This is a genomic window from Paenibacillus sp. JT22N15, from assembly GCF_059383755.1.
In genome coordinates, this window is record NZ_JBXENV010000001.1 from 299,784 (window position 1) to 319,384 (window position 19,601).

Genomic DNA, 19,601 nt, shown 5'->3' on the forward strand with positions numbered 1-19,601 from the left:
GAACGATTCACCGCGAGCTCAGTGACATTGAGCTTGTACTAGCTGCCAATCATATCAAGCTGCATAAGCGCTCCGGAATCGGGATCAAAATCGAAGCGGACAGCGAGAGGCTGGAACGTTTTAAGCAAGCGCTTGAGCATGCGGATCTATTTGAGTTTTCAGCCGAGGAGCGTAAGGCGCTTATATTATGCAAGCTGCTTAAGCATAATGAGCCGATCAAGCAATTTTCGCTATCCCATCAGCTGCGCGTTACGATGCCAACGATTAGCCACGATCTTGACGAGCTGGAGCAAATGATTCAGAGCCACGGGCTGACACTCGTGCGCAGGCGCGGCTACGGTGTAGAAATAAGCGGGCCGGAGTCAGCAAAAAGGCTGTTTATTGCCTGGCTCGCGCAAACCCATCTGGACGAATCCGACCTGTTCGGCCAAGCTCAGGAAGCCATCACCTTGCATCCATTATCGAAAGAGCTGCTGGCGATGGTTGGCAGGAAGCATTTTTTCTCCTTGGAGCAGGCGTTTTGGAAGCTGGAGGACGGCTGGCAGCTGCAATTGTCAGAAAAAGAGCATTTAAATCTGCTCATTCGGCTTGCTGTCACGCTGACGCGAATTCAGGAAGGCCATTTGATTCCGCCGCATGTTAATGGCGTTCCTCCCTCCTACTCTGCGAGAGGAGAAAGCAAGGCCGAGGAACTGCTGAGCATGCTCGCACTGGAGCTTCCTGCTGAGGAGGTCCGCTATATCGCCAAGCTGCTTAAAGCGACCGATTCGGCTGAGGAAGATGGGCTGCTGCTCGCTCAGGGAGATTGGACGCTCAATGCAAGCGTAACGAAGCTGATCGCGTTTATGGAGGAGCAGCTCGGCGAGCCTTTTACCGAAGACCGTTCCCTAAGAGAAGGGCTCCATCAGCATATGCTGCCTGCCTTTCGCAGAATAGAGGAAGGCAGCACGATTCGCAATCCGCTGCTCGCGCAAATTAAGAAAGATTATGAATTGCTGTTTACCCTTATTCGCAAAGGCGTTAATGCTATTATAAGCAGGATCGAAGTGCCTGATGAGGAAATTGGCTACATGGTCATGCATTTTGGCGCCTCCATGGAACGGCTCAAGCAGTTTCCGCGAAAAGTTAGAGCGGTGCTCGTCTGCACCAGCGGTATCGGTTCGTCAAAGCTGCTGGCCGTTAGAATTAGCAAGGAGCTGCCGCAAATCGAGCTGATTGGCAACCGTTCTTGGTACGAAGCAGCACGAATGCCGGAGCAGCAATACGATCTTATTATTTCGACGGTTGATTTGCCGATAGCTGCCGAGCGTTATATTAAGCTGAGTCCCCTGCTGCTGGAAGCGGAAGTAGAACGGCTGCGGTCCTTTATTCAAAATATTACGCTCAAGCATGCTCCTTCGCCCAAAACGCCGGAAACGATCAGCCACTCGCCGCTGGAACGGTTGATGCATTTGAAAATGTACGCCTCGGATTCGGTTATGCTGCTGGAAACCTTTCAGGTGTATACGATGCCGGAACGGCCCGGCCTCCCGCGAGGCGATTTAACAGGCGTTACCGAGGAGCTTATTGAGGCGATCCGGCACTTGCATGCGGTGTCCGACGAACAGAAGGTCGTTCGCCTGCTGCTGACGCGGGAGCAGCATGGCAGCCAGGTTATTCCTGATACGGAGCTGGCATTGTTCCATACCCGGTCCGATGCGATCGCTTTTCCTATACTCAGCCTTTTTCGGTTTAACGAGCCGCTTCCGTTTGGAGACAGCAGCAGTGCTCCAGTGAAACAAATTTTATTGATGCTTGGCCCTGCCGAGCTTCGCCGTACCGCTCTGGAGATTTTGAGCGAAGTGAGCGCGATGCTGCTGATGACGGAGCTGACAGAGCTGCTCAAGCACGGCAGCGCAACGGAAATTCAAGCTTTTCTATCCTTTCACCTAGAGAAAGAAATCAAATTCAAACTGGATTGGAGAAATGAGCCATGACTATTTTATCCACAGACAAAGTGAAATTGAACGTACAAGTTAGCGACAAATATGAAGCGATCCGCCTTGCGGGACAACTGCTCGTTGAAGCAGGCCATGTTCCAGCCTCCTACGTTGACAAAATGATTGAGCGCGAAGAGCTGCTCTCGACTTATATTGGCGGCGGACTTGCGATGCCTCACGGCACCAATGATTCCAAAAGCCTCATCCACTCGACGGGCATGTCGATACTAATCGTGCCGGGCGGAGTAGATTTTGGCGGCGACGAGCCAGCTAGACTCGTTATTGGGCTCGCTGCGGTCGGCGATGACCATCTGAACATTTTAACGAGCGTTGCGATGCTTGTATCCGAGGAAGACGATATGGAGCGGATTTTGACCGCCAGCTCTGAGGGCGAGCTCATCGCTATTTTTGAGCAAGGTATGGAAGAATGAGGGCCGTCCATTTTGGCGCAGGCAACATTGGGCGAGGCTTCATCGGCCTCCTGCTCTCGCAAGCAGGCTGCAGCGTCACATTCGTCGATGTGAACGCCTCACTCGTCGCGCTGCTGCAGGAAAAACAGCAATATACCGTTAAGCTGGCCAGCGAGCAAGCTGAGTCGTTCACCGTCTCGGGCGTCAATGCGATTAACGGCAATGATACGGCGCTCGTTGCCGCGGCCATTGCCGAGGCTGACCTCGTCACGACAGCCGTCGGCGTGTCAGTCCTGAAGCATATTGCCGGAGCCATTGCTGAAGGCATCACGCTTCGATTGGCGAACAACCAAGCAGCTGCTGCTTCTCCCTTGCCTGTTATCGCCTGTGAAAATGCGATTGGCGGCAGTTCGCAGCTTAAGGAGCTTGTTTATTCCCATCTGGCTGCTGACGTCAAAGCACAGGCAGAGCAAACGATTGCTTTTCCAGACGCTGCCGTTGACCGCATCGTTCCACTTCAGCAGCATGACGATCCGCTGCAAGTGACAGTTGAGCCTTTTTATGAGTGGACGGTTGACCGCTCTGCGCTCCCGCAAGGAACGCCGGAAATTCCCGGCATCCATTATGTCGATCAGCTCCAGCCTTACATCGAACGCAAGCTGTTCACCGTTAATACCGGGCATTGCGTTGCCGCTTATCATGGTTATTTGCAAGGATACGCCACTATTCAGGAAGCGATGAAGGACGCCGCTGTCCGTAGGGAAGTCGAGGGTGCGCTCAAAGAAACGGGCGCAATGCTTGTTCGTACTTACAGCTTCTCGGAAAGCGAGCATCAAGCGTATATTGAGCAAATTTTAGAGCGTTTTATTAATCCTTATTTGACCGATGAAGTGGTGCGTGTCGGCCGTTCGCCGATTCGCAAGCTGTCGCCGGATGACCGTCTCGTAAGGCCCGCCCTGCTCGCCTTTGAGCTCGGACTGCCAACTGACCATTTGACAAAAGCGATGGCCGCTGCGCTGCGCTTCAACTATACAGAAGATTCCGAGGCTGCAGAAATTCAAGCAACTCTCTCAAGCTCCACACTCAGCGACGTTATTGCACGTTATACATCATTGCCAGCGGAACACCCGCTGCACGTGCAAATTGTGGAAGCCTACAGCAAGCTGTAATTATTTTTGAAACGAACGGCTCTTGGTTTAATTCAAGCAGGCAAGATACTGAGGAGCCATTGAGTCAAGGAAAGGAATGAGGTTGCATGACAACAGTATGGAAAGGTACGGGTGCATCGCCAGGGCTTGCGGCAGCTCCCGCCTACTTTATTCATCAAGACCTTTATACGCCGAAAAAGCTTAAAGCTGTAAATCCCACTGGGGAAATTCAGCGTTTTCGCAGCGCAGTAGCCCAAGCGCAGGAAGAGATTGAAGCGATTCGAGTTTCCACAGAGCAAAAGCTTGGCGCGGATAAAGCCGAAATTTTTGAAGGCCATCTGATGATATTGGAAGACCCTGATTTCATTGATGCTGCAGAGGAAAAAATGAGCGACGAAGGCATTAACGCTGAATATGCGCTTCATGAAGTATCGACTTCCTTCATTGAACTATTGCAAGCGATGGAGGATGAGCTGCTTCAAGGCCGCGCCGTCGATATTAAAGATGTGGCGGGCCGCATTATGAGCCATTTGCGCGGGGTGCCCCATCTCGATCTTGCGAATATGACTGAGGAATGTATTATTATTTCCGAGGATTTGACGCCTTCCGATACGGCCCAGCTCAATTTGGACGTCGTGCGCGGCTTCATTACCGAAATCGGCAGCCGCACTTCCCATTCCGCGATTATGGCGCGGACGCTGGAAATTCCGGCCATCGTTGGCGTCGGTTCCTCTCTTCGCTCATTGCCGGCCGATGCTTTTATCATAATGGATGCCGAAGCGGGCTCCATCATTATCAATCCGTCCGCTGACGAGCTCGCTGCCTTCCAGCAGCAAAAACAGCAATATGACAAGCATAAAGCTGAGCTCGCTAAGCTCAAGGATCAGCCAACCTTTTCCCGAGACGGCAAGCAGGTAGAGCTTGCGGCCAACATCGGGAAACTGGAAGATGTGCAGCGTGCGCTCGATAATGGCGCTGAAGGGATCGGCTTGTTCCGCACCGAATTTCTTTATATGGGACGCAGCTCGCTTCCAACCGAAGATGAGCAATATACCAGCTACAAATACGTACTTGAAAAAATGAACGGCAAGCCCGTCGTCATCCGCACGCTCGACATTGGCGGCGACAAAGAGCTGCCTTACATGGATTTGCCGAAGGAAAGCAATCCGTTCCTTGGGCAGCGCGCGCTCCGGCTCTGCCTTGACCGCCAGGATATTTTCCGCACGCAGCTGCGCGCTCTGCTTCGTGCCAGCAGCCATGGCAATCTTAAAATTATGTTTCCAATGATTGCGGTCATCGAGGAGCTGCTTGAAGCAAAAAAACTGCTCGCCGAAGAACAGGCAAAGCTTGCTGCCGAAGGCATCGCTGTCGCAGACCACATAGAAGTCGGCATGATGGTTGAAATTCCGTCCGCTGCTGTGTCCGCTGATCTGTTCGCGCCAGAGGTTGATTTTTTCAGCATCGGGACGAACGATTTGATTCAATATACGATGGCGGCGGACCGGATGAATGAGACGGTATCTTATTTGTATCAGCCATGGCATCCTTCGATTTTGCGCCTCATCAGCATGGTGATCAAAGCCGCGAAGCAGGAAGGCAAATGGGTGGGCATGTGTGGGGAAATGGCTGGCGATACGACGGCCATTCCGCTGCTGCTTGGGCTTGGGCTGGATGAATTCAGCATGAGCGCTGGCGCGATTTTGCAGGCTAGACAGCTCGTTGGCGAGCTGGACCAGCCCGAATGGGCCGCCTACGCGGAGCAGGCGCTTCGCATTCGCAGCTATGAGCAAGTAACCGCCTTTGTAGAGCAAAAACGGCAATAAGGATTAGCCTCCAAACCATACTTGAAATAAAATACATCCGAAACGGAGTGATCTCCTCATGATCAGTCAAACCTTTACGATTCTTAACCCAACAGGTTTTCACGTTCGCCCGGCTAAAACGTTCGTTCAAGCCGCCAGCGCCTTTCCCTGCAAAATTTCCGTCCTGAATAAGGGCAAAAAAGTGAACGGCAAAAGCTCGCTCAGCATGCTGACGCTCGGCATTGCCGTGAACGAGGAAGTGACGCTGGAAATCGACGGCGAGCAGGAAACCGAAGCGATGAAGGTGCTTGGCGATCTGCTGACACAAATTCACGAATAGGCGTAAATAGCATTCCCGCTTCTATGGAAAAAGAGAGGAAAGCCGTTTGCTTAAGCATAAACTTAAGCAAACGGCCTCCTCTCCTTTTTTTATTCAAGCAAGCTTGTCCCTCTCATTTGAAGGCAACCGGAATCATCACATAGAAGGTGCTGCCTTTGCCAACCTCAGGCCATACGCCAATTTTCCCATGATGGGCTTCCACCATTTGCTTGGCAATTGCGAGTCCCAGCCCATGACCGGATGTTCGCCGCGTTCGCACCTTGTCCGTCCGATAGAAACGGTCAAATATGCGCGCAGCGTCTGCCGCTTTAATACCCGGTCCTTTATCCTGCACCGTCAGCCTCAGCAAGCCCCGACGCTCCGAGGCCGATGCGCTTAGCTGGATAATAATGCGCTCCCCCTCCGGCGAAAACTTAATCGCATTATCAAGTAAAATATACAGCACCTGCTTCATGCGCTCCGCGTCGCCACGCATCATCGCCCGATTTGGCGCTTCAAGCCCCAGACGTATGCTTCTGGCAGCGGCCAGCGTCTCCATCGATTGAACGGTCTTCTCGGCAATGGGGCGAAAATCAAACATGTTATGCTCCAGCTCAAGCTCGCTCGCATCCGAACGGGCCAGCAGCAGCAAATCACCAACGAGCCGCGTCATCCGCTTCACTTCATTCTTCATCGTCGCAAGCGTCTTAGAGACAAAATCATTATCATCCTCCGCAGCGTTTTCAGATCGGGCTGTAACTGAAGCATTTTCACGCTCCATATGGACGGGGCCAGCTCTTTCAACCTTGCTGCCGGAGCTCTCCTGCTCCAGTTCGAGCGCGTTAATCGACATCAGCAGCACGCTCAGCGGCGTGCGCAGCTCATGCGACGCATCCGCTGTAAAGGTGCGCTGCCGATCATACGATTCGGCAATGGGCAGCATAGCAAGGTGCGACATGTATCGCCCAATTAGAAAAGCGACAATCGTAAATGATGCTGCGACGCCTATGAGAATGCAAAGCAGCCATTGAAACAGCGAATGCTGCTGGGAAATATTTTTCGCCACATAAAAAATGCTGGAGCTGCCCTGCCCCGTCAGAACAGGCTTGCCCGCAATCATTAATGAAAGCTTGCCTTCTAGCGGCTTTCCCCCTGGCATGCCGCCCGCAGAAGTGGCATCGGTCGTAATCGTCTCGTAGCTGACCTCGTTATTGCCAGGCTTCCAGTCCTTCACCAGCTCCAGCAGCTCTGGCCTCAAAACAGGAAATACTTCTTTCCCCGCAATAAGCGCGCCATCTGCTCCAATCAAATAATAAAAAAACTGGTCATTGCCAAATCCAAGCAAGTTGCGGTCATTCAAGTCAATTTCTTCCGCTTGCCGATTGTCCTTCATCTGCTTCTCAATAACGTTCGTCGACTGATCGAGAAACGACAGCAGATCCTTCTTCTGCTCATTGTAAATAACAAGCGAGAGCAGCCAATATACAACGACGACAAACACGGCGAGAAACAGCGACAGCAAGCCGACATAAAGCAGCGTCAGCCGCGCCTGCGTTTGCGCGAACATATCTTTATTTTTGAACAACCGATTAATCATCAAATTTGTACCCGACGCTGCGAATGCTCTGGATTTTGTCGGCGTTGCCAAACGGCTCCAGCTTTTTGCGCAGCAGCTTGATCGTCGCATCGACCGTCTTCATCGCAACATCCGTTTCGAAGCCCCATATCCGCTCCAAAATCAATTCGCGCGGCAAAACGCTCCCCTTGTTGCGAAGCAGCAGATCGAGCAGCTGGAACTCGCGCGGGCTAAGCGCCGCCTCCTGCTCTCCCTGCTTCATTGCTTGTGTGCTGCGGTTGAGTGTCATATCGCTAATTTGAACGACTTCCTCTACTAGCGGTGCAAAATTCCGGCGTCCCAGCGCCCTCAAACGAGCAAGCAGCTCGAACAGCTCAAACGGCTTAACCAAATAATCATCGGCCCCTGAATCGAGGCCTTCTATTCGATCGTGAAGCGAATCGCGTGCCGTCAGCATGAGAATGGCTCCACTGTAGCCCTGCTCCCGCAGCTTGCTGCATACCTCTACACCTGTCATGCCCGGCATCATCCAGTCGAGTACGACAACCTCATAATGGGCAGCGAGACAATAATCATACACATCCTCGCCATCCTGTACCCAGTCCACCTGATGATAGCCGATCAAGCATCTGCACAATTAATCTCCCTAGCCGCTCATCATCTTCAGCTAACAAAATATGGCCTTGCAGCATACTATTCCTCCTCGTATCGCCTTGCCCGTATGTTGTGCTTTTTCCAGTGTCTTCACACCGTTCCAGTTCATACGTCTTCTACGTTTGACAGGGTTAGCAACCAGTTTACACTTTGAAAATGTACAAGCTATGAACGCGGCCGATGTAAAAAATGAAAGCAGATGTCCAACTAACGCTCAAATCAAAAAAAGCCGGAACGCTCTGTACGCGGCCTCCGTTTTACAGAAGCCTGCGCCAGAAAGTTCCGGCTTTCAGCATACGATTTTTGAACCCTCTCCACATTCTTATTTAAGCTCAGACGATAAATCCGATCCCGCTCATGCGCTGCTCCAGCATTTTGCGCAAAACAGAGCCAATATGAGCCCCCGCTTCCACGGGCGGCGTACCTCTTGCATGAATATTGGAAATAACCGTTCGCTCCGAATCCTTCCTTCCCGGATAGGGGCGATAGCACATATAAGCGCTCATTGAAGTAGCTGCCGCAAGGCCAGGGCGTTCTCCAATGAGAAGGACAAGCGACTCAGGCTCCAAAATCCGCCCGATATCGTCCATACAGCCAACCCGCGCCCCTCTGACGTAGAAGGGTGTTCCCGCCGTTAGCCCGTTTGCTTCCAATGAATCCATTAAAGCAGGCAGAATATCAGGCAGATTGGCATCGACCGCCTTGGCGCTCAGCCCATCCGCCACAACGACCTGCACTTGAGGACGCTTCAAGCAGCGCTCCGCTATTGCCGCACTCCCCTCTTCGGACAGCAGCCTGCCTTTATCAGGACGCTTCAAATATAATTCTTTGTCATGAAACTGGGTATCAACCGAAAACAATTCGAATTCCGCAAGCAATGCCGGAGATACTTCCCCGTATACCGCATCCACCGCATGGGCATGATCCAGCCTCAGCTTCAGTACTTCCTGCGTAAGCGCACGGGTACCTGAGCGGCCAACTCCAATTCGGGCGGGCGAGTGGGCCGCGAGGCTTTCAAAGATTTCGGCCTGCCTTTGTCGATCCATTAGATGACCTCCTCTCTCAATAGACAAACCGGATGGCATCTCCCGCCTCAGCAGTGAGCCTGCCGCCCCGCATGACGCCAACGCTTTCCAGCCATGCTTCAAACGCAGGAGCCGGCTTCATCCGCAGCGTCTCGCGCACGGTGGCAATATCATGATAGCTTAACGACTGGTAATTCAGCATGCAGTCATCCGCTAACGGAACGCCAATAACGAAGCTGACTCCAGCAGATGCGAGCAAAATGCTCAAGTTATCCATATCATTCTGATCAGCCTGCATATGGTTCGTATAGCAAATGTCGCAGCCCATTGGCAGCCCGTGAAGCTTCGCCATAAAATGATCCTCAAGCCCCGCACGGATGACCTGCTTGCTGTCATACAAATATTCAGGACCGATAAAGCCGACAACCGTGTTGACGATAAACGGGTTAAACCGTTTTGCAAGGCCATAGCATCTGGCTTCCAGCGTAAGCTGATCGATGCCGAAATGCGATTCCGAAGACAGCTCGGAGCCTTGCCCCGTCTCAAAATACCAGCGGTTCGGCCCCTCCGCTGTACCCCGTGCGCGAATTAAAGCATCCGCTTCCTCAAGCAGCGCCAGATCAATGCCGAAGCCGCGATTGCCCTCCTCGGTTCCGGCGAGGCTCTGGAAAAGCATATCTGCAGGAGCCCCTTCCTCCACTGCACGCATTTGCGCCGTGATATGGGCAAGCACGCAGTTTTGGGTTGGAATCGCCCAGCGGTCTATGACCTCCTTCGTCGCATAGAGCAGCGACTTCATATTTTCAACCGCATCCGTCGCCGGGTTGATGCCAATGACCGCATCACCGATGCCGTAGCTGAGCGCCTCGAACAGCGAAGCCTTCATGCCGCCTACATGGTCGGACGGGTGATTCGGCTGGGCGCGGGAAGCAAGCGTCCCCTTATAGCCGATTGTCGTCCGGCAGGTTGTCAATATTTCCATCCGCGAAGCCGCCTGAATTAAATCCAGATTGGACATCAGCTTGCATACCGCCGCTATCATTTCACTCGTCAAGCCCGAGCCGACCCGCAGCAGCTCGCTGCCTGTCGTATCGGAGCGAAGCAAATACTCCCGCAGCTCGCCGACCGAATAGTTGGCGAACGCCTGATAGACGTCCTCGGCAAGATCCTCCTCGATCAGCCGCGAAACCTCGTCCTTATCGGGGCATAGCAGCGGATTTTCCCGAATATCTGCGAGGCGCAGCTCCGAGAGCACATATTTGGCGGCAACCCGCTCCGCCGCATCGGCAGCAGCAATGCCTGCCAGCCGGTCTCCCGATTTCTCTTCGTTTGCTTTGGCCAACACCTCTTTCAAATGATGGAAGGAGTAAGTCCGGCCTTTGAGTGTAACGGATAACTTCATGCCTGTTCCTCCCCGCTCTCCCGCCGGTGAAACACCAGCGTTTTCATGATTACCGGAACCATGTCCTCCTTTATTGGAAGGCCAACGTCAACATAATCGCCGTCAACGGCGTTTATCTGATCGACGCATACGAGCCGCCGCTTGCCACGCAGCCGCTTCGCAAGCGCATGTCCGAGCGCCTTGGCCATATCATTTTGGCAAATGACCAGCAGTACTGAGGACTCAGGAGCAGCAGCCGTATATTCGGCGTATAACGCTGCTGCCAGCTTTTGCAGGCGAATATACGAGCAAACTCCGCCGCCTTGCAGAGCTAAAGCAAAGGGCGGATCGGACATTCCGCTGCCATACAAGCCAGCTGCCAGCTGCACACTGGCCCGCACCGCTTGCTGCATCTCGTCATCGGCTGGCGGCAAGCGACAGATGCCAACCGGAATGTTGCGCAGCGGCAGCGCCTCCAAATCATAATACAACGTCGCTCCGCTCACCTCCGTCATATGCGTTCCTGCGCCAATAACCGTCGCACGGGCCGACTCTTCCGCTTGCCTGACCGGAACCCCATGCCGACTTGCCAATTGCGCCAGCTGCGCTCCTAGCTCCGGCCCGATATCGCCATATTTGGCTATTTCCTCCATTGTAAGGGAATCTGACATATCCATCAATGCGCCCACTCCGCCGGAAATAAAAATTTCGCCTGGCATCGGGAGTTCACCGGTAGGCGGCGCGACAAGCAGCACATCCGTTTCCCATCCACAGCGAACCGCATGTCCGCCTGATATGATGCACGAATACAAATGCTCTGCCATTCGCTTGCACAATAGACGCAAAGCTGCGAGCGGAAGCAGACTGCCTATCGCGGGCAGCTCGCTTTCATAGCCCTGTTGCTTTGCCCAGAGCTGCCAATGGGCTGATACATATAAGACTTTCCCCTCAGGTGTTAAACGAATAAGACGGCCGCCAATATGCAGCGTCACCGTCCCTATCATAGCGCCATCGCGGAAATAGGCCGCATTTGCCGTCCCGCCGCCGACATCCACGTTGACGATTACGCCTGGCTGCCGCGCTGAGCGGGCAGCCGCTCCAGAACCTCGCCCAGCAAGCAAGGATTCCAGATCAGCACCTGCTGTTGCGACGACAAATTGTCCAGCATGCCCGGCCATCGCATGTACAATTTTCTCAGAATTGTCCTTCGTCGCCGTCTCGCCCGTGATGATAACGGCTCCGGTCTGCACATCCTGCGGCTTAATGCCGGCCTGTTGATATTCTCGCTCCAATAGACACGATAAAGCTTGCAGATCAATTTCGGATTCGCCTAGCAGCGGAGTTGAAAAAACCGGGCTTATATAAGCCAGCCTTCGCTCGGTGATTTCATAGCGCGGCAGTGAAAAGCCTCCGGAGGTCTCTACAACCTTAAGCTTCGAAACAATCCACTTGGTTGTGCTTGTGCCCAGATCGATGCCTACACTCGTCAGCCATTTCTCCCGCGCCATGCTGCTCATGCCATTTTCCAGCCAATTTCCGGCGGTATTCGGCGGGCGCATCCCGTGGATATAGCAGCTTCAATAACGGAAATCCGCACTTTAGCAACGACCTGCTCATTAAAGATGCTCGGAATAATATATTGCTCATTGAGCTCCTCGTCCGAAACGACGGCAGCAATGGCCCGCGCCGCTGCCAGCTTCATTGCCTCATTAATATGGCGCGCGCGGCAGTCCAGCGCCCCCCGGAAAATGCCGGGAAACACAAGCACATTGTTAATCTGGTTCGGCAGGTCGCTGCGACCCGTTGCAAAAATGCGAACATGGGGCAATGCTTCTTCCGGCTCGATTTCCGGCGCGGGATTCGCCATTGCAAACACAATGCTGTCCTTCGCCATCGTCTGAATATCCTGGCTATTCAGCAGGCCGCCCCGCGATACGCCGATGAACACATCCGCTCCAACTAGCAGTTCCTTCAAGCTTCCGGGAGTTCGTTCAACCTGAGGCTGCATCGCAAGCCACTGCCACATCGGATTGTCATAGGCACCGCCGAAGACGATAGCGCCGTCCCGATCAATCGGGACGAGACGGCTCGCTCCTGCGGCAAGCAGCATTTTACAAATCGATACGCCTGCCGCTCCAATCCCATTCACCACAATTCGTACATCCGCAAGCTGCTTCCCCGTTACCTTGAGCGCATTCAGCAGGCCAGCCATCGCAACGATTGCCGTACCATGCTGGTCGTCGTGAAATACTGGAATATCCAGCTCCTCCACTAGCCTGCGCTCAATTTCAAAGCAGCGGGGCGAAGAAATATCTTCAAGATTTATGCCGCCAAAAATCGGGCTGACCGCTTTAATTGTGCGGATCAGTTCCTCCGTGTCCTGCGTATCCAGGCAAAGCGGGAACGCATCTACATCCGCAAGCTGCTTGAACAGCATCGCTTTGCCTTCCATAACGGGAGCAGCAGCATAAGGTCCAATGTCGCCAAGCCCCAGCACCGCCGTTCCGTCGGTAATAACCGCAATCGTATTGCGCTTGATTGTCAGCGAATACGCCTTATCCGGGTTTTCATGAATGGCCTTCGACACTTTAGCCACTCCGGGCGTATACACCTTGGAAAGATCATCCCGATTTTTGACCATTAGCTTCGGGCTCGTGGCAATTTTCCCGCCCAAATGCGCGAGAAATACCGGGTCAGATACATGGATTAGCTTCGTCCCTTGCAGCTCATCCAGCCGCCTTAACAATGGGCTTTCATCCGAATCATTAATATGGACTGTAATGTCGCGTACCGACATGTCCTTGCCAGAGCGAATGACATCAATTGATGTCATATCGCCGCCAGCATGGCTGACCTGAGAGGCAATCTCGCCGAACTGAACCAGCCGATGATCCATCTCCAACCTTATAATCAAACTGCTAATCGTCATGTATGCTTCCTCCGCCATTTTGGCATCCGGTTCTATTTTTGCTTCCATACATCTGGAGGACCGGCAGATACGCCGCCATCCAGTACAAATTCCGCTCCTGTCGCATATGAAGATTCATCGGAGGCAAGATACAGGGCCAGCCGTGCTACGTCGAGCGTACTGCCTACTTTGCCAAGGGGAACAAGCGCCCCTTGATCCTCCACCTTCTTGCTTGCAAGCTCTGCCGCATAATCGATCATTTGCGTATGAATATAGCCAGGATGAATGGAGTTGACCCGAATATTCGCTGAAGCAAACTCAAGCGCCGCATCCTTCGACATAATCCGGACAGCCCCTTTGGTCGCGCCATACAGCGTGAGCCCTGAGGCCCCAAACAGGCCCGCATTGGATGATGCATTAATAATCGAGCCGCCTTTGCCACCGGCCAGCATCAGGGGAATAATATGCTTCATTCCAAGAAAAACTCCTGTTACATTAACGGACATCAGGCGCTCCCAATCCGCAAGCGTCGTCTCCAGCAGCGGCTTAATCAAAAACAGCCCCGCATTGTTGAATAAAATATCCGCTTTGCCGTAAATGTTCGCCGTCTGAGCAGCAACCTCCTCCCAGTCCGTCTCGCTGCGTACATCATGCTTAACGAATAAAGCTTGTCCGCCCAGCTCTATGATTTCCTTGACAGTCCTCAGACCGCTATCCTCGTCAATATCCGTTACAACGGCGCTGGCCCCCTCGCCTGCAAACAGCAAGCTGGTCGCTCTACCAATTCCCGTTCCACCGCCAGTGATGACGGCCGTTTTTCCTTTTAGGCGCATTCAAACGTCTCCCTTCCGGACTATACGTTCCAAACGATGGACATGCCTGCTCAAGTCTGCGTCTTCGTGCGGGCGTAATAATCGAACATAACCGCGCCGATAATAATGCAGCCTTTGAATACAGACTGCCAGTACGGGCTTAGCGACAAACTGTCAAAGACGTTGGACAGCACCGCCAAAATACAGCCTCCCACAATCGTTCTCCAGATCGCTCCTTCGCCCCCGCTTAGCGAGGTTCCGCCAATGACGACTGCCGCAATTACGTCCAGTGCAATCGTCTCGCCGATATTCGCCTGACCTTGGCCGAGCCGTGAAGCAATGAGAATGCCAGATACAGCTGCGCACAATCCGCTTAAGCCGTAAGTGCTGGAAATAAGCCAGTTCACGCGAAGGCCGGACAAGCGGCTCGCTTCCTTATTGCCACCAAGCGCATACAGCGAACGGCCATAGGTTGTAAAAGCAAGCACGATCGCACCAACGACGTAAACGAGGAATAGCAGGAACACCGCGATGGGAATCGCGCCAAGCTCGCCGGAGCCCATCCATTGAAACGATTCTTTTTGGACAAAGAAAGGCTGGGCATTAGAATAAATAAGGGCAATTCCCGTAAACACAGAGCCTGTCCCCAGCGTAGCTACAAATGGTGGAACCCTGAGCCTCGTCACGAGCACACCATTAATGAGTCCTGCAGCCAAGCCGACAACGAGTGTAATGGCAAAAGCAACCGGAAGCGGCATGCTGTCCGCATAGCTCGCAATTAAAGTGGCGCACAGCGCATAAATGCCGCCCACCGACATATCGAGTCCGCCTGTAATCATTACAAAGGTCATCCCAATGCTCATAATGCCGACAATCGCGAGCTGGCTAAAAATATTGACTAAGTTCGCCGGGCGCAAAAAACCCGGATACAGGATGGCAGACAAACCAACCACAACGATAAAAGCAACGACCACTCCGTAGCGCAGCATGAGGCTATTCATATTTTTGAACAATCCCTGTCGCTCCATATTCCTATTAAGCTGATTTTCCAGCGTGCTCATACGATAACCCCCTTTTTCTAAAATGTAGCTTGTAAAATATGATCGACGCTAATTTCCGAGCGCTGGCTCAGCTCCTTCACCAGCCGTCCTTTGGACAGCACCAGCACGCGGTTGCTTACGGCAATGACCTCCTCCAGCTCCGAGGAAATAATGACAATCGCCATGCCTTCGTTTGCAAGCTGGCGTAATATTTTCAGCACCTCGACCTTGACGCCAATATCAATGCCACGGGTGGGCTCATCGACAATGAGCACCTTCGGGCGCAAATTGCATACTTTCGCCAGCAGCACCTTCTGCTGATTGCCTCCGGAGAGATTGCGGCAAAGCGTTTGAATCGGACGGGTAAGGCCAAATCTTTTGCTAAGTCCATCAGCGATATGGCCGGCCTTCGCCTTGCGGTAAAAGCCCAGCTTCTTGACCTGCCCAAAGTTAACCATGTTGATATTGTCCTCGCAGGACATTCCGAGCACCAGCCCCTGATGCTTGCGATCCTCCGGCGCCAAGGCAATGCCCAGGCTCATCGGATAGCCTGGCTCACGCGGCCATTTGACCTGCTTTCCTTCAATCCACAGAGTGCCGGTCGATTTGGGCTCAAGTCCGGCCAGCGCCCGCACGAGCGTCGTCCTCCCCGAGCCTACCAGCCCGCCGATGCCGACGATTTCGCCGGCATGGAGCGTAATCGCAATATCCTCGATTGCGCCCGGCACACTCACCCCGGTTGCCCGAAGCAGCTCCGGGCCGGGAGGGGTATCCTCATGCTGGGTTTCCTGCGTCACTCTGACAATTTCCTCCGCCACCTCTGCACCTAGCATGGAAGACACCAGCTTGTCCTTCGTCCAATAGGCACGCGGCTGGCTCACAATCTTCTCCCCATTGCGCAATATCGTCACGCTATCGCTGAGCTCAAGCACTTCATCGAGATGATGGCTCACATAAATGATCGTAATACCGCCCGCTTGCAGCGTCTTGATCGTTTTCAGCAGCGACTTGCGCTCAGGGGGAGCGAGCGAAGCCGTCGGTTCATCCAAGATCAGAATGCTTGCATTCAGCTGGAGGCCTCGCATAATTTCCAGCATTTGCTGATCGGCAATCGACATATTCCCCGCCCGCTGGAGCGGCGAAATATTCACACCCATTATTGCGCAAAGCTCCATATAGCGCTTTGTCATCCGCTTGCGGGAAATAAAGCCGTTGACCGACAAGAGCTGCCCTAGAAAAACATTTTCCAGCGCACTGAGATTGGGGGCAATCGTCAGCTCCTGATAAATCGTCGCAACACCGAACTTGCGCGAGGACCTTGGGTCGCCGTAATGCAGCTCGCTGCCAAATATGCGGACGCTCCCCTCGCTCGGAGCTGTCCGGCCGGACAAAATGCCAAGCAGCGTCGATTTTCCCGCTCCATTTTGTCCAACCAGCGAATGAATTTCTCCGCGCTGAATGTCGATATTCACCCCGTTCAGGGCGCGAAAGCCTCCATAGGACTTAATAAGCTCCGATATTTCAATCGCCATTTCCTTCTTTACCGGCACCGCTTCAGCCACAGCTCCTCCACTCATTCGCAACCTCTCCTCCGCTTAATATTCTGGCAATCCTTTAGCTGTAAAATCAGCCATGTTGTCCTTATAGACGAACGGTGTGCCAGGGAGAATCGGATCTTTGGTCAGATCGATATATTTCTCTACTTCTTTACCGTTGAACGAATCGTAGAGCGCCTGGATCGCATGCTGAACCTCCTCGACCGGAAGCATGACAACCGTCGATTTGATTTTGCCGGAGCTTACCGAATCAAAGGCCCATTTGTCGCCGCCGAAATCATAGACCGCTACATCATCGCGTTTGGCCGCATCAATCGCTTTAACGACGCCGACGGTCATGCCCGAATAGTTGGAGAAAATAACGTCGAGGTTTTTATTGGCCTGCAAAATATTTTGTGCCACTTGGAACGCCTCGTTCGCCGTATAAGTCGTCGCATGCATGCCAATCAGCTTCCACTCCGGGTGATTTGGCAGCTCGCTGTCAAAGGCTGCCTTCATGCTCAAGTACGGACCGCCAGTTGCCGGGCCGCCAATGACGGCGATTGTGCCGCCTTCCGGCTTGTCGCTGAAAATTTTATTCACGATTTCTTTATAAACGTTGACTTCCTGACCGCCCACATAAGTCAGCGTTCCTTCCTGCCAATCCGGCGATCCGCACAGCGTAGCATTAATGATGGCTACCGCTACACCTTTGGCCGGCACATCCTTGGACAACACCTTGCAGAGCTGGTTGCCATCGACCGGTTCAACGACGAACCCTTTATATTTCCCGGTTGTCACCGCATTTTGAATTTGATTGAGCTGCGTCAACGGATCAAAGCGTCCGTCGAACGTATCGATTTCGAATCCGAGCTCCTTCGCTTTGGATTCTGCTGCTTCCAACCCTTTTTGAAGATATGCATTTGAGGCTCCGGCGGAAAAATATGCAATTTTCCCAGCTCCGCCCGCTGCGTCTGACGAGCCAGACGGCTCGGGTGAATCGGTGCCTGCACTGGAGCTATTTCCGCTGCAAGCGGAGGCTGCAAAAACAAGAACAAGAAGGGCGATTCCTGCTATCATGTGCGCGGATAAACGTTTCATATAAAATCCTCTCCCTTTTCTCATAAGTTAGTTGGAACGTTCCTGTGCATATGGAGCATGATTTGCGTACATTCCGCTTTTGCGAATGCGGTCATTGAAAGTCGTCGCCGCGCCAGTCTTGCGATTTTCATAAAGCAAATCCAGATTGACGGCTCCAGTTATGACGGTTTGTACGTTCGTTTCCGCTTCAACAGCTATGCCGTTGGCCGTCCACGGCGTGTCGCATGGCGTCAATATTGCGGAGCGGCCATAACCGCTGTCAATCGGCTTGCCGATCTCACAAATCGTCGGGCAATGCACGACATAAATCTGATTTTCAATGCTGCGGGACTGCGCGCAATGACGAACCCGCCAAAAACCGAACTCCGTGTACGTATAGGATGGACAAAATACAATATCCGCTCCCTGCCTGCTCAAAATATGGGAGACCTCGGGAATTTCAGCCTCATAGCAAATCGCAATACCAATGCGGGCCGGACCAATGTCAAAGACGTTCAGCTCCTCGCCTTCCCTCGTCTTCCAATTGCCCTCTGCGGGAAAAATATGCGATTTCTTATGCTCCGCTATGTCGCCATTCGGCTGAAAGATCGTGCTTACATTAAAATAATCCTCGCCCCGCTTCTCCAAATGTGAACCGGCGACAATAATTTGCCCCCGCTGCGCTGCAAGGTCTGCGAACAGTTTCTTGAAAGGAACGGTAAATTGGTCCAGCCTCATCATCGCTGACGGTCCCGCTGTCTCCCAATCAGGGAATGAGGTCAGCAGGCCAACGGTGAACAGCTCAGGGAACAGCACATAATCCGAATCCAGCGGCACTTCCTCCATCAGCCCTCGAACCTGCCGTTCAAAGTCTTCAAAGCCGGATACACGCTCGGCGCGGAACTGTACAGCAGAAATACGAATGTTTGTCATAGTTGCCTCCTATTTAACCAGTGTAGGCTTTCTCTTATGAGTTGCTTGCATCTGCCTCGTTATCGGTATAGGCATCATAAATTTCACCTAGCGTTGCGAACCAGGCTCCGCGCGATTCCATATGCTGAATCAGCTTCTCCAGCATTTGAATGTTATGCGCCCGGCCAATCGTCTGCGGATGTGTCGTCAGCACATAACATGCGCCCTCTTCATGGTCACAAGCATAGTCAAATATATCTCTCCAACGCTCGAATACCTCATGCGTAGAGCGCATGCCTTCCGCTCCGCCAATGACATATTCTTGGGTTGGAAAATCATCCAAATACCATGAAACCGGAATTTCCACGATTCGGCTAGGCGGGCCAAATACATTCGCCTTGTCCATATTAATCTCTACGACTTCCCTTGGGCGGTAGGGATGCAGATCATTGCCCATCAGACTGCTGTCATAGCTGAATCCGTGCTTCTCCAGCAGCTTCAAGGTATTGGGGCTGTAATCCCATGCAGGCGAGCGGTAGCCGCGCGGCTTGACCCCCAGCCTATCCAGCGCCGCAAAGCCGCGGAGCAAAATTTCTTCCTCTTCTTCATAGCTCATATGGGTTGGATTTTCATGCGCATAACCGTGATGGCAGATTTCATGTCCGGCGGCTACGATTTCACGACATACCTCCATATGCGTGTCGATCGTATGGCCCGGAATGCACCAGGTTGTCGTGATGCCGTATTTGCGGAACAAATGAAGCAAGCGCGGTGCGCCCACCTCTGCGCAAAATTCGCCGCGTGACAGATAGGCAGGCGAGAAGCGGTCGAATGTCCCCATCCATACGGATGCTGCATCAAAATCGACACCGATGTTGACGGCGACCTTTTTTCCTGTAGGAAGTTTCACCTTACCAGATCGTTGCATTTTTAACCCTCCTGTTAACTTTTCTCACATGATTTTGTCATTCGTCTGATTTAGGGCTTAGAGCCAGTTGCATTTGCCCCGGCCGCTTGAAT

General features: G+C 52.9%; 16 protein-coding genes and 1 pseudogene. 5 read left to right on the forward strand and 12 right to left on the reverse strand.

What is annotated here, in order from left to right; genetic code table 11:
- Positions 1–110 precede the first annotated feature (110 nt).
- The 5 genes from AC50X8_RS01320 to AC50X8_RS01340 all read left to right on the forward strand — a co-directional run bounded on the left by AC50X8_RS01320 (position 111) and on the right by AC50X8_RS01340 (position 5,679).
- Positions 111–1,976, forward strand: coding sequence for a BglG family transcription antiterminator (locus AC50X8_RS01320; protein WP_494878670.1), 1,866 nt, complete (start codon positions 111–113; stop codon positions 1,974–1,976).
- Complete coding sequence (locus AC50X8_RS01325) at positions 1,973–2,410, forward strand: PTS mannitol transporter subunit IIA (RefSeq protein ID WP_494858219.1); 438 nt, start codon at positions 1,973–1,975, stop codon at positions 2,408–2,410. Before AC50X8_RS01320 ends, AC50X8_RS01325 begins: the two co-directional genes overlap by 4 nt.
- Positions 2,407–3,558, forward strand: a complete 1,152-nt coding sequence (locus AC50X8_RS01330) for a mannitol-1-phosphate 5-dehydrogenase (RefSeq protein WP_494878199.1) — start codon at positions 2,407–2,409, stop codon at positions 3,556–3,558. Before AC50X8_RS01325 ends, AC50X8_RS01330 begins: the two co-directional genes overlap by 4 nt.
- 86 nt (positions 3,559–3,644) lie before the next feature.
- Entirely contained in the window at positions 3,645–5,360 is a 1,716-nt protein-coding gene (ptsP, locus tag AC50X8_RS01335; RefSeq protein ID WP_494878201.1) for a phosphoenolpyruvate--protein phosphotransferase, read from the forward strand.
- Positions 5,361–5,418: 58 nt separating this feature from the next.
- Positions 5,419–5,679, forward strand: a complete 261-nt coding sequence (locus tag AC50X8_RS01340; RefSeq protein ID WP_056029695.1) for an HPr family phosphocarrier protein — start codon at positions 5,419–5,421, stop codon at positions 5,677–5,679.
- A gap of 112 nt (positions 5,680–5,791) precedes the next feature.
- Here the strand turns inward: AC50X8_RS01340 and AC50X8_RS01345 are convergent, their stop codons facing one another.
- The 12 genes and pseudogenes from AC50X8_RS01345 to AC50X8_RS01400 all read right to left on the reverse strand — a co-directional run bounded on the left by AC50X8_RS01345 (position 5,792) and on the right by AC50X8_RS01400 (position 19,509).
- Positions 5,792–7,255, reverse strand: a complete 1,464-nt coding sequence (locus AC50X8_RS01345; RefSeq protein WP_494878203.1) for a sensor histidine kinase — start codon at positions 7,253–7,255, stop codon at positions 5,792–5,794.
- Positions 7,248–7,926 (reverse strand): annotated as a pseudogene (locus tag AC50X8_RS01350) (response regulator transcription factor). The gene AC50X8_RS01345 and the pseudogene AC50X8_RS01350 overlap by 8 nt, the downstream one beginning before the upstream one ends.
- 294 nt (positions 7,927–8,220) lie before the next feature.
- Positions 8,221–8,973: an ethanolamine ammonia-lyase subunit EutC gene (eutC, locus tag AC50X8_RS01355; protein WP_494878208.1), complete on the reverse strand. Its 753-nt coding sequence runs from the start codon at positions 8,971–8,973 to the stop codon at positions 8,221–8,223.
- The gene (gene eutB, locus AC50X8_RS01360; RefSeq protein WP_494878210.1) at positions 8,951–10,315 is read right to left on the reverse strand and encodes an ethanolamine ammonia-lyase subunit EutB; all 1,365 of its coding nucleotides are present in this window, start codon (positions 10,313–10,315) and stop codon (positions 8,951–8,953) included. Before eutB ends, eutC begins: the two co-directional genes overlap by 23 nt.
- Positions 10,312–11,853: an ethanolamine ammonia-lyase reactivating factor EutA gene (locus AC50X8_RS01365; protein ID WP_494878212.1), complete on the reverse strand. Its 1,542-nt coding sequence runs from the start codon at positions 11,851–11,853 to the stop codon at positions 10,312–10,314. Before AC50X8_RS01365 ends, eutB begins: the two co-directional genes overlap by 4 nt.
- Positions 11,808–13,223 (reverse strand): NAD-dependent malic enzyme, encoded by a 1,416-nt coding sequence (locus AC50X8_RS01370; protein ID WP_494878672.1) that lies wholly within the window; start codon positions 13,221–13,223, stop codon positions 11,808–11,810. The genes AC50X8_RS01365 and AC50X8_RS01370 overlap by 46 nt, the downstream gene beginning before the upstream one ends.
- 32 nt (positions 13,224–13,255) lie before the next feature.
- Positions 13,256–14,035, reverse strand: coding sequence for an SDR family NAD(P)-dependent oxidoreductase (locus AC50X8_RS01375; protein ID WP_056029709.1), 780 nt, complete (start codon positions 14,033–14,035; stop codon positions 13,256–13,258).
- A gap of 50 nt (positions 14,036–14,085) precedes the next feature.
- On the reverse strand, positions 14,086–15,075 hold the full coding sequence (locus AC50X8_RS01380; protein WP_200931583.1) for an ABC transporter permease: 990 nt from the start codon (positions 15,073–15,075) through the stop codon (positions 14,086–14,088).
- Between the two features lie 17 nt (positions 15,076–15,092).
- Positions 15,093–16,631 (reverse strand): sugar ABC transporter ATP-binding protein, encoded by a 1,539-nt coding sequence (locus AC50X8_RS01385; RefSeq protein ID WP_494878215.1) that lies wholly within the window; start codon positions 16,629–16,631, stop codon positions 15,093–15,095.
- An 18-nt stretch (positions 16,632–16,649) separates the two neighbouring features.
- Positions 16,650–17,690 carry a sugar ABC transporter substrate-binding protein gene (locus AC50X8_RS01390; protein ID WP_494878219.1) on the reverse strand — a complete coding sequence of 347 codons (1,041 nt, stop codon included), beginning with the start codon at positions 17,688–17,690 and terminating at the stop codon, positions 16,650–16,652.
- A 27-nt stretch (positions 17,691–17,717) separates the two neighbouring features.
- Positions 17,718–18,602, reverse strand: coding sequence for a nitrilase-related carbon-nitrogen hydrolase (locus AC50X8_RS01395; RefSeq protein ID WP_056029715.1), 885 nt, complete (start codon positions 18,600–18,602; stop codon positions 17,718–17,720).
- Between the two features lie 34 nt (positions 18,603–18,636).
- Positions 18,637–19,509, reverse strand: coding sequence for a polysaccharide deacetylase family protein (locus tag AC50X8_RS01400; RefSeq protein WP_056029718.1), 873 nt, complete (start codon positions 19,507–19,509; stop codon positions 18,637–18,639).
- Positions 19,510–19,601: the final 92 nt, after the last annotated feature.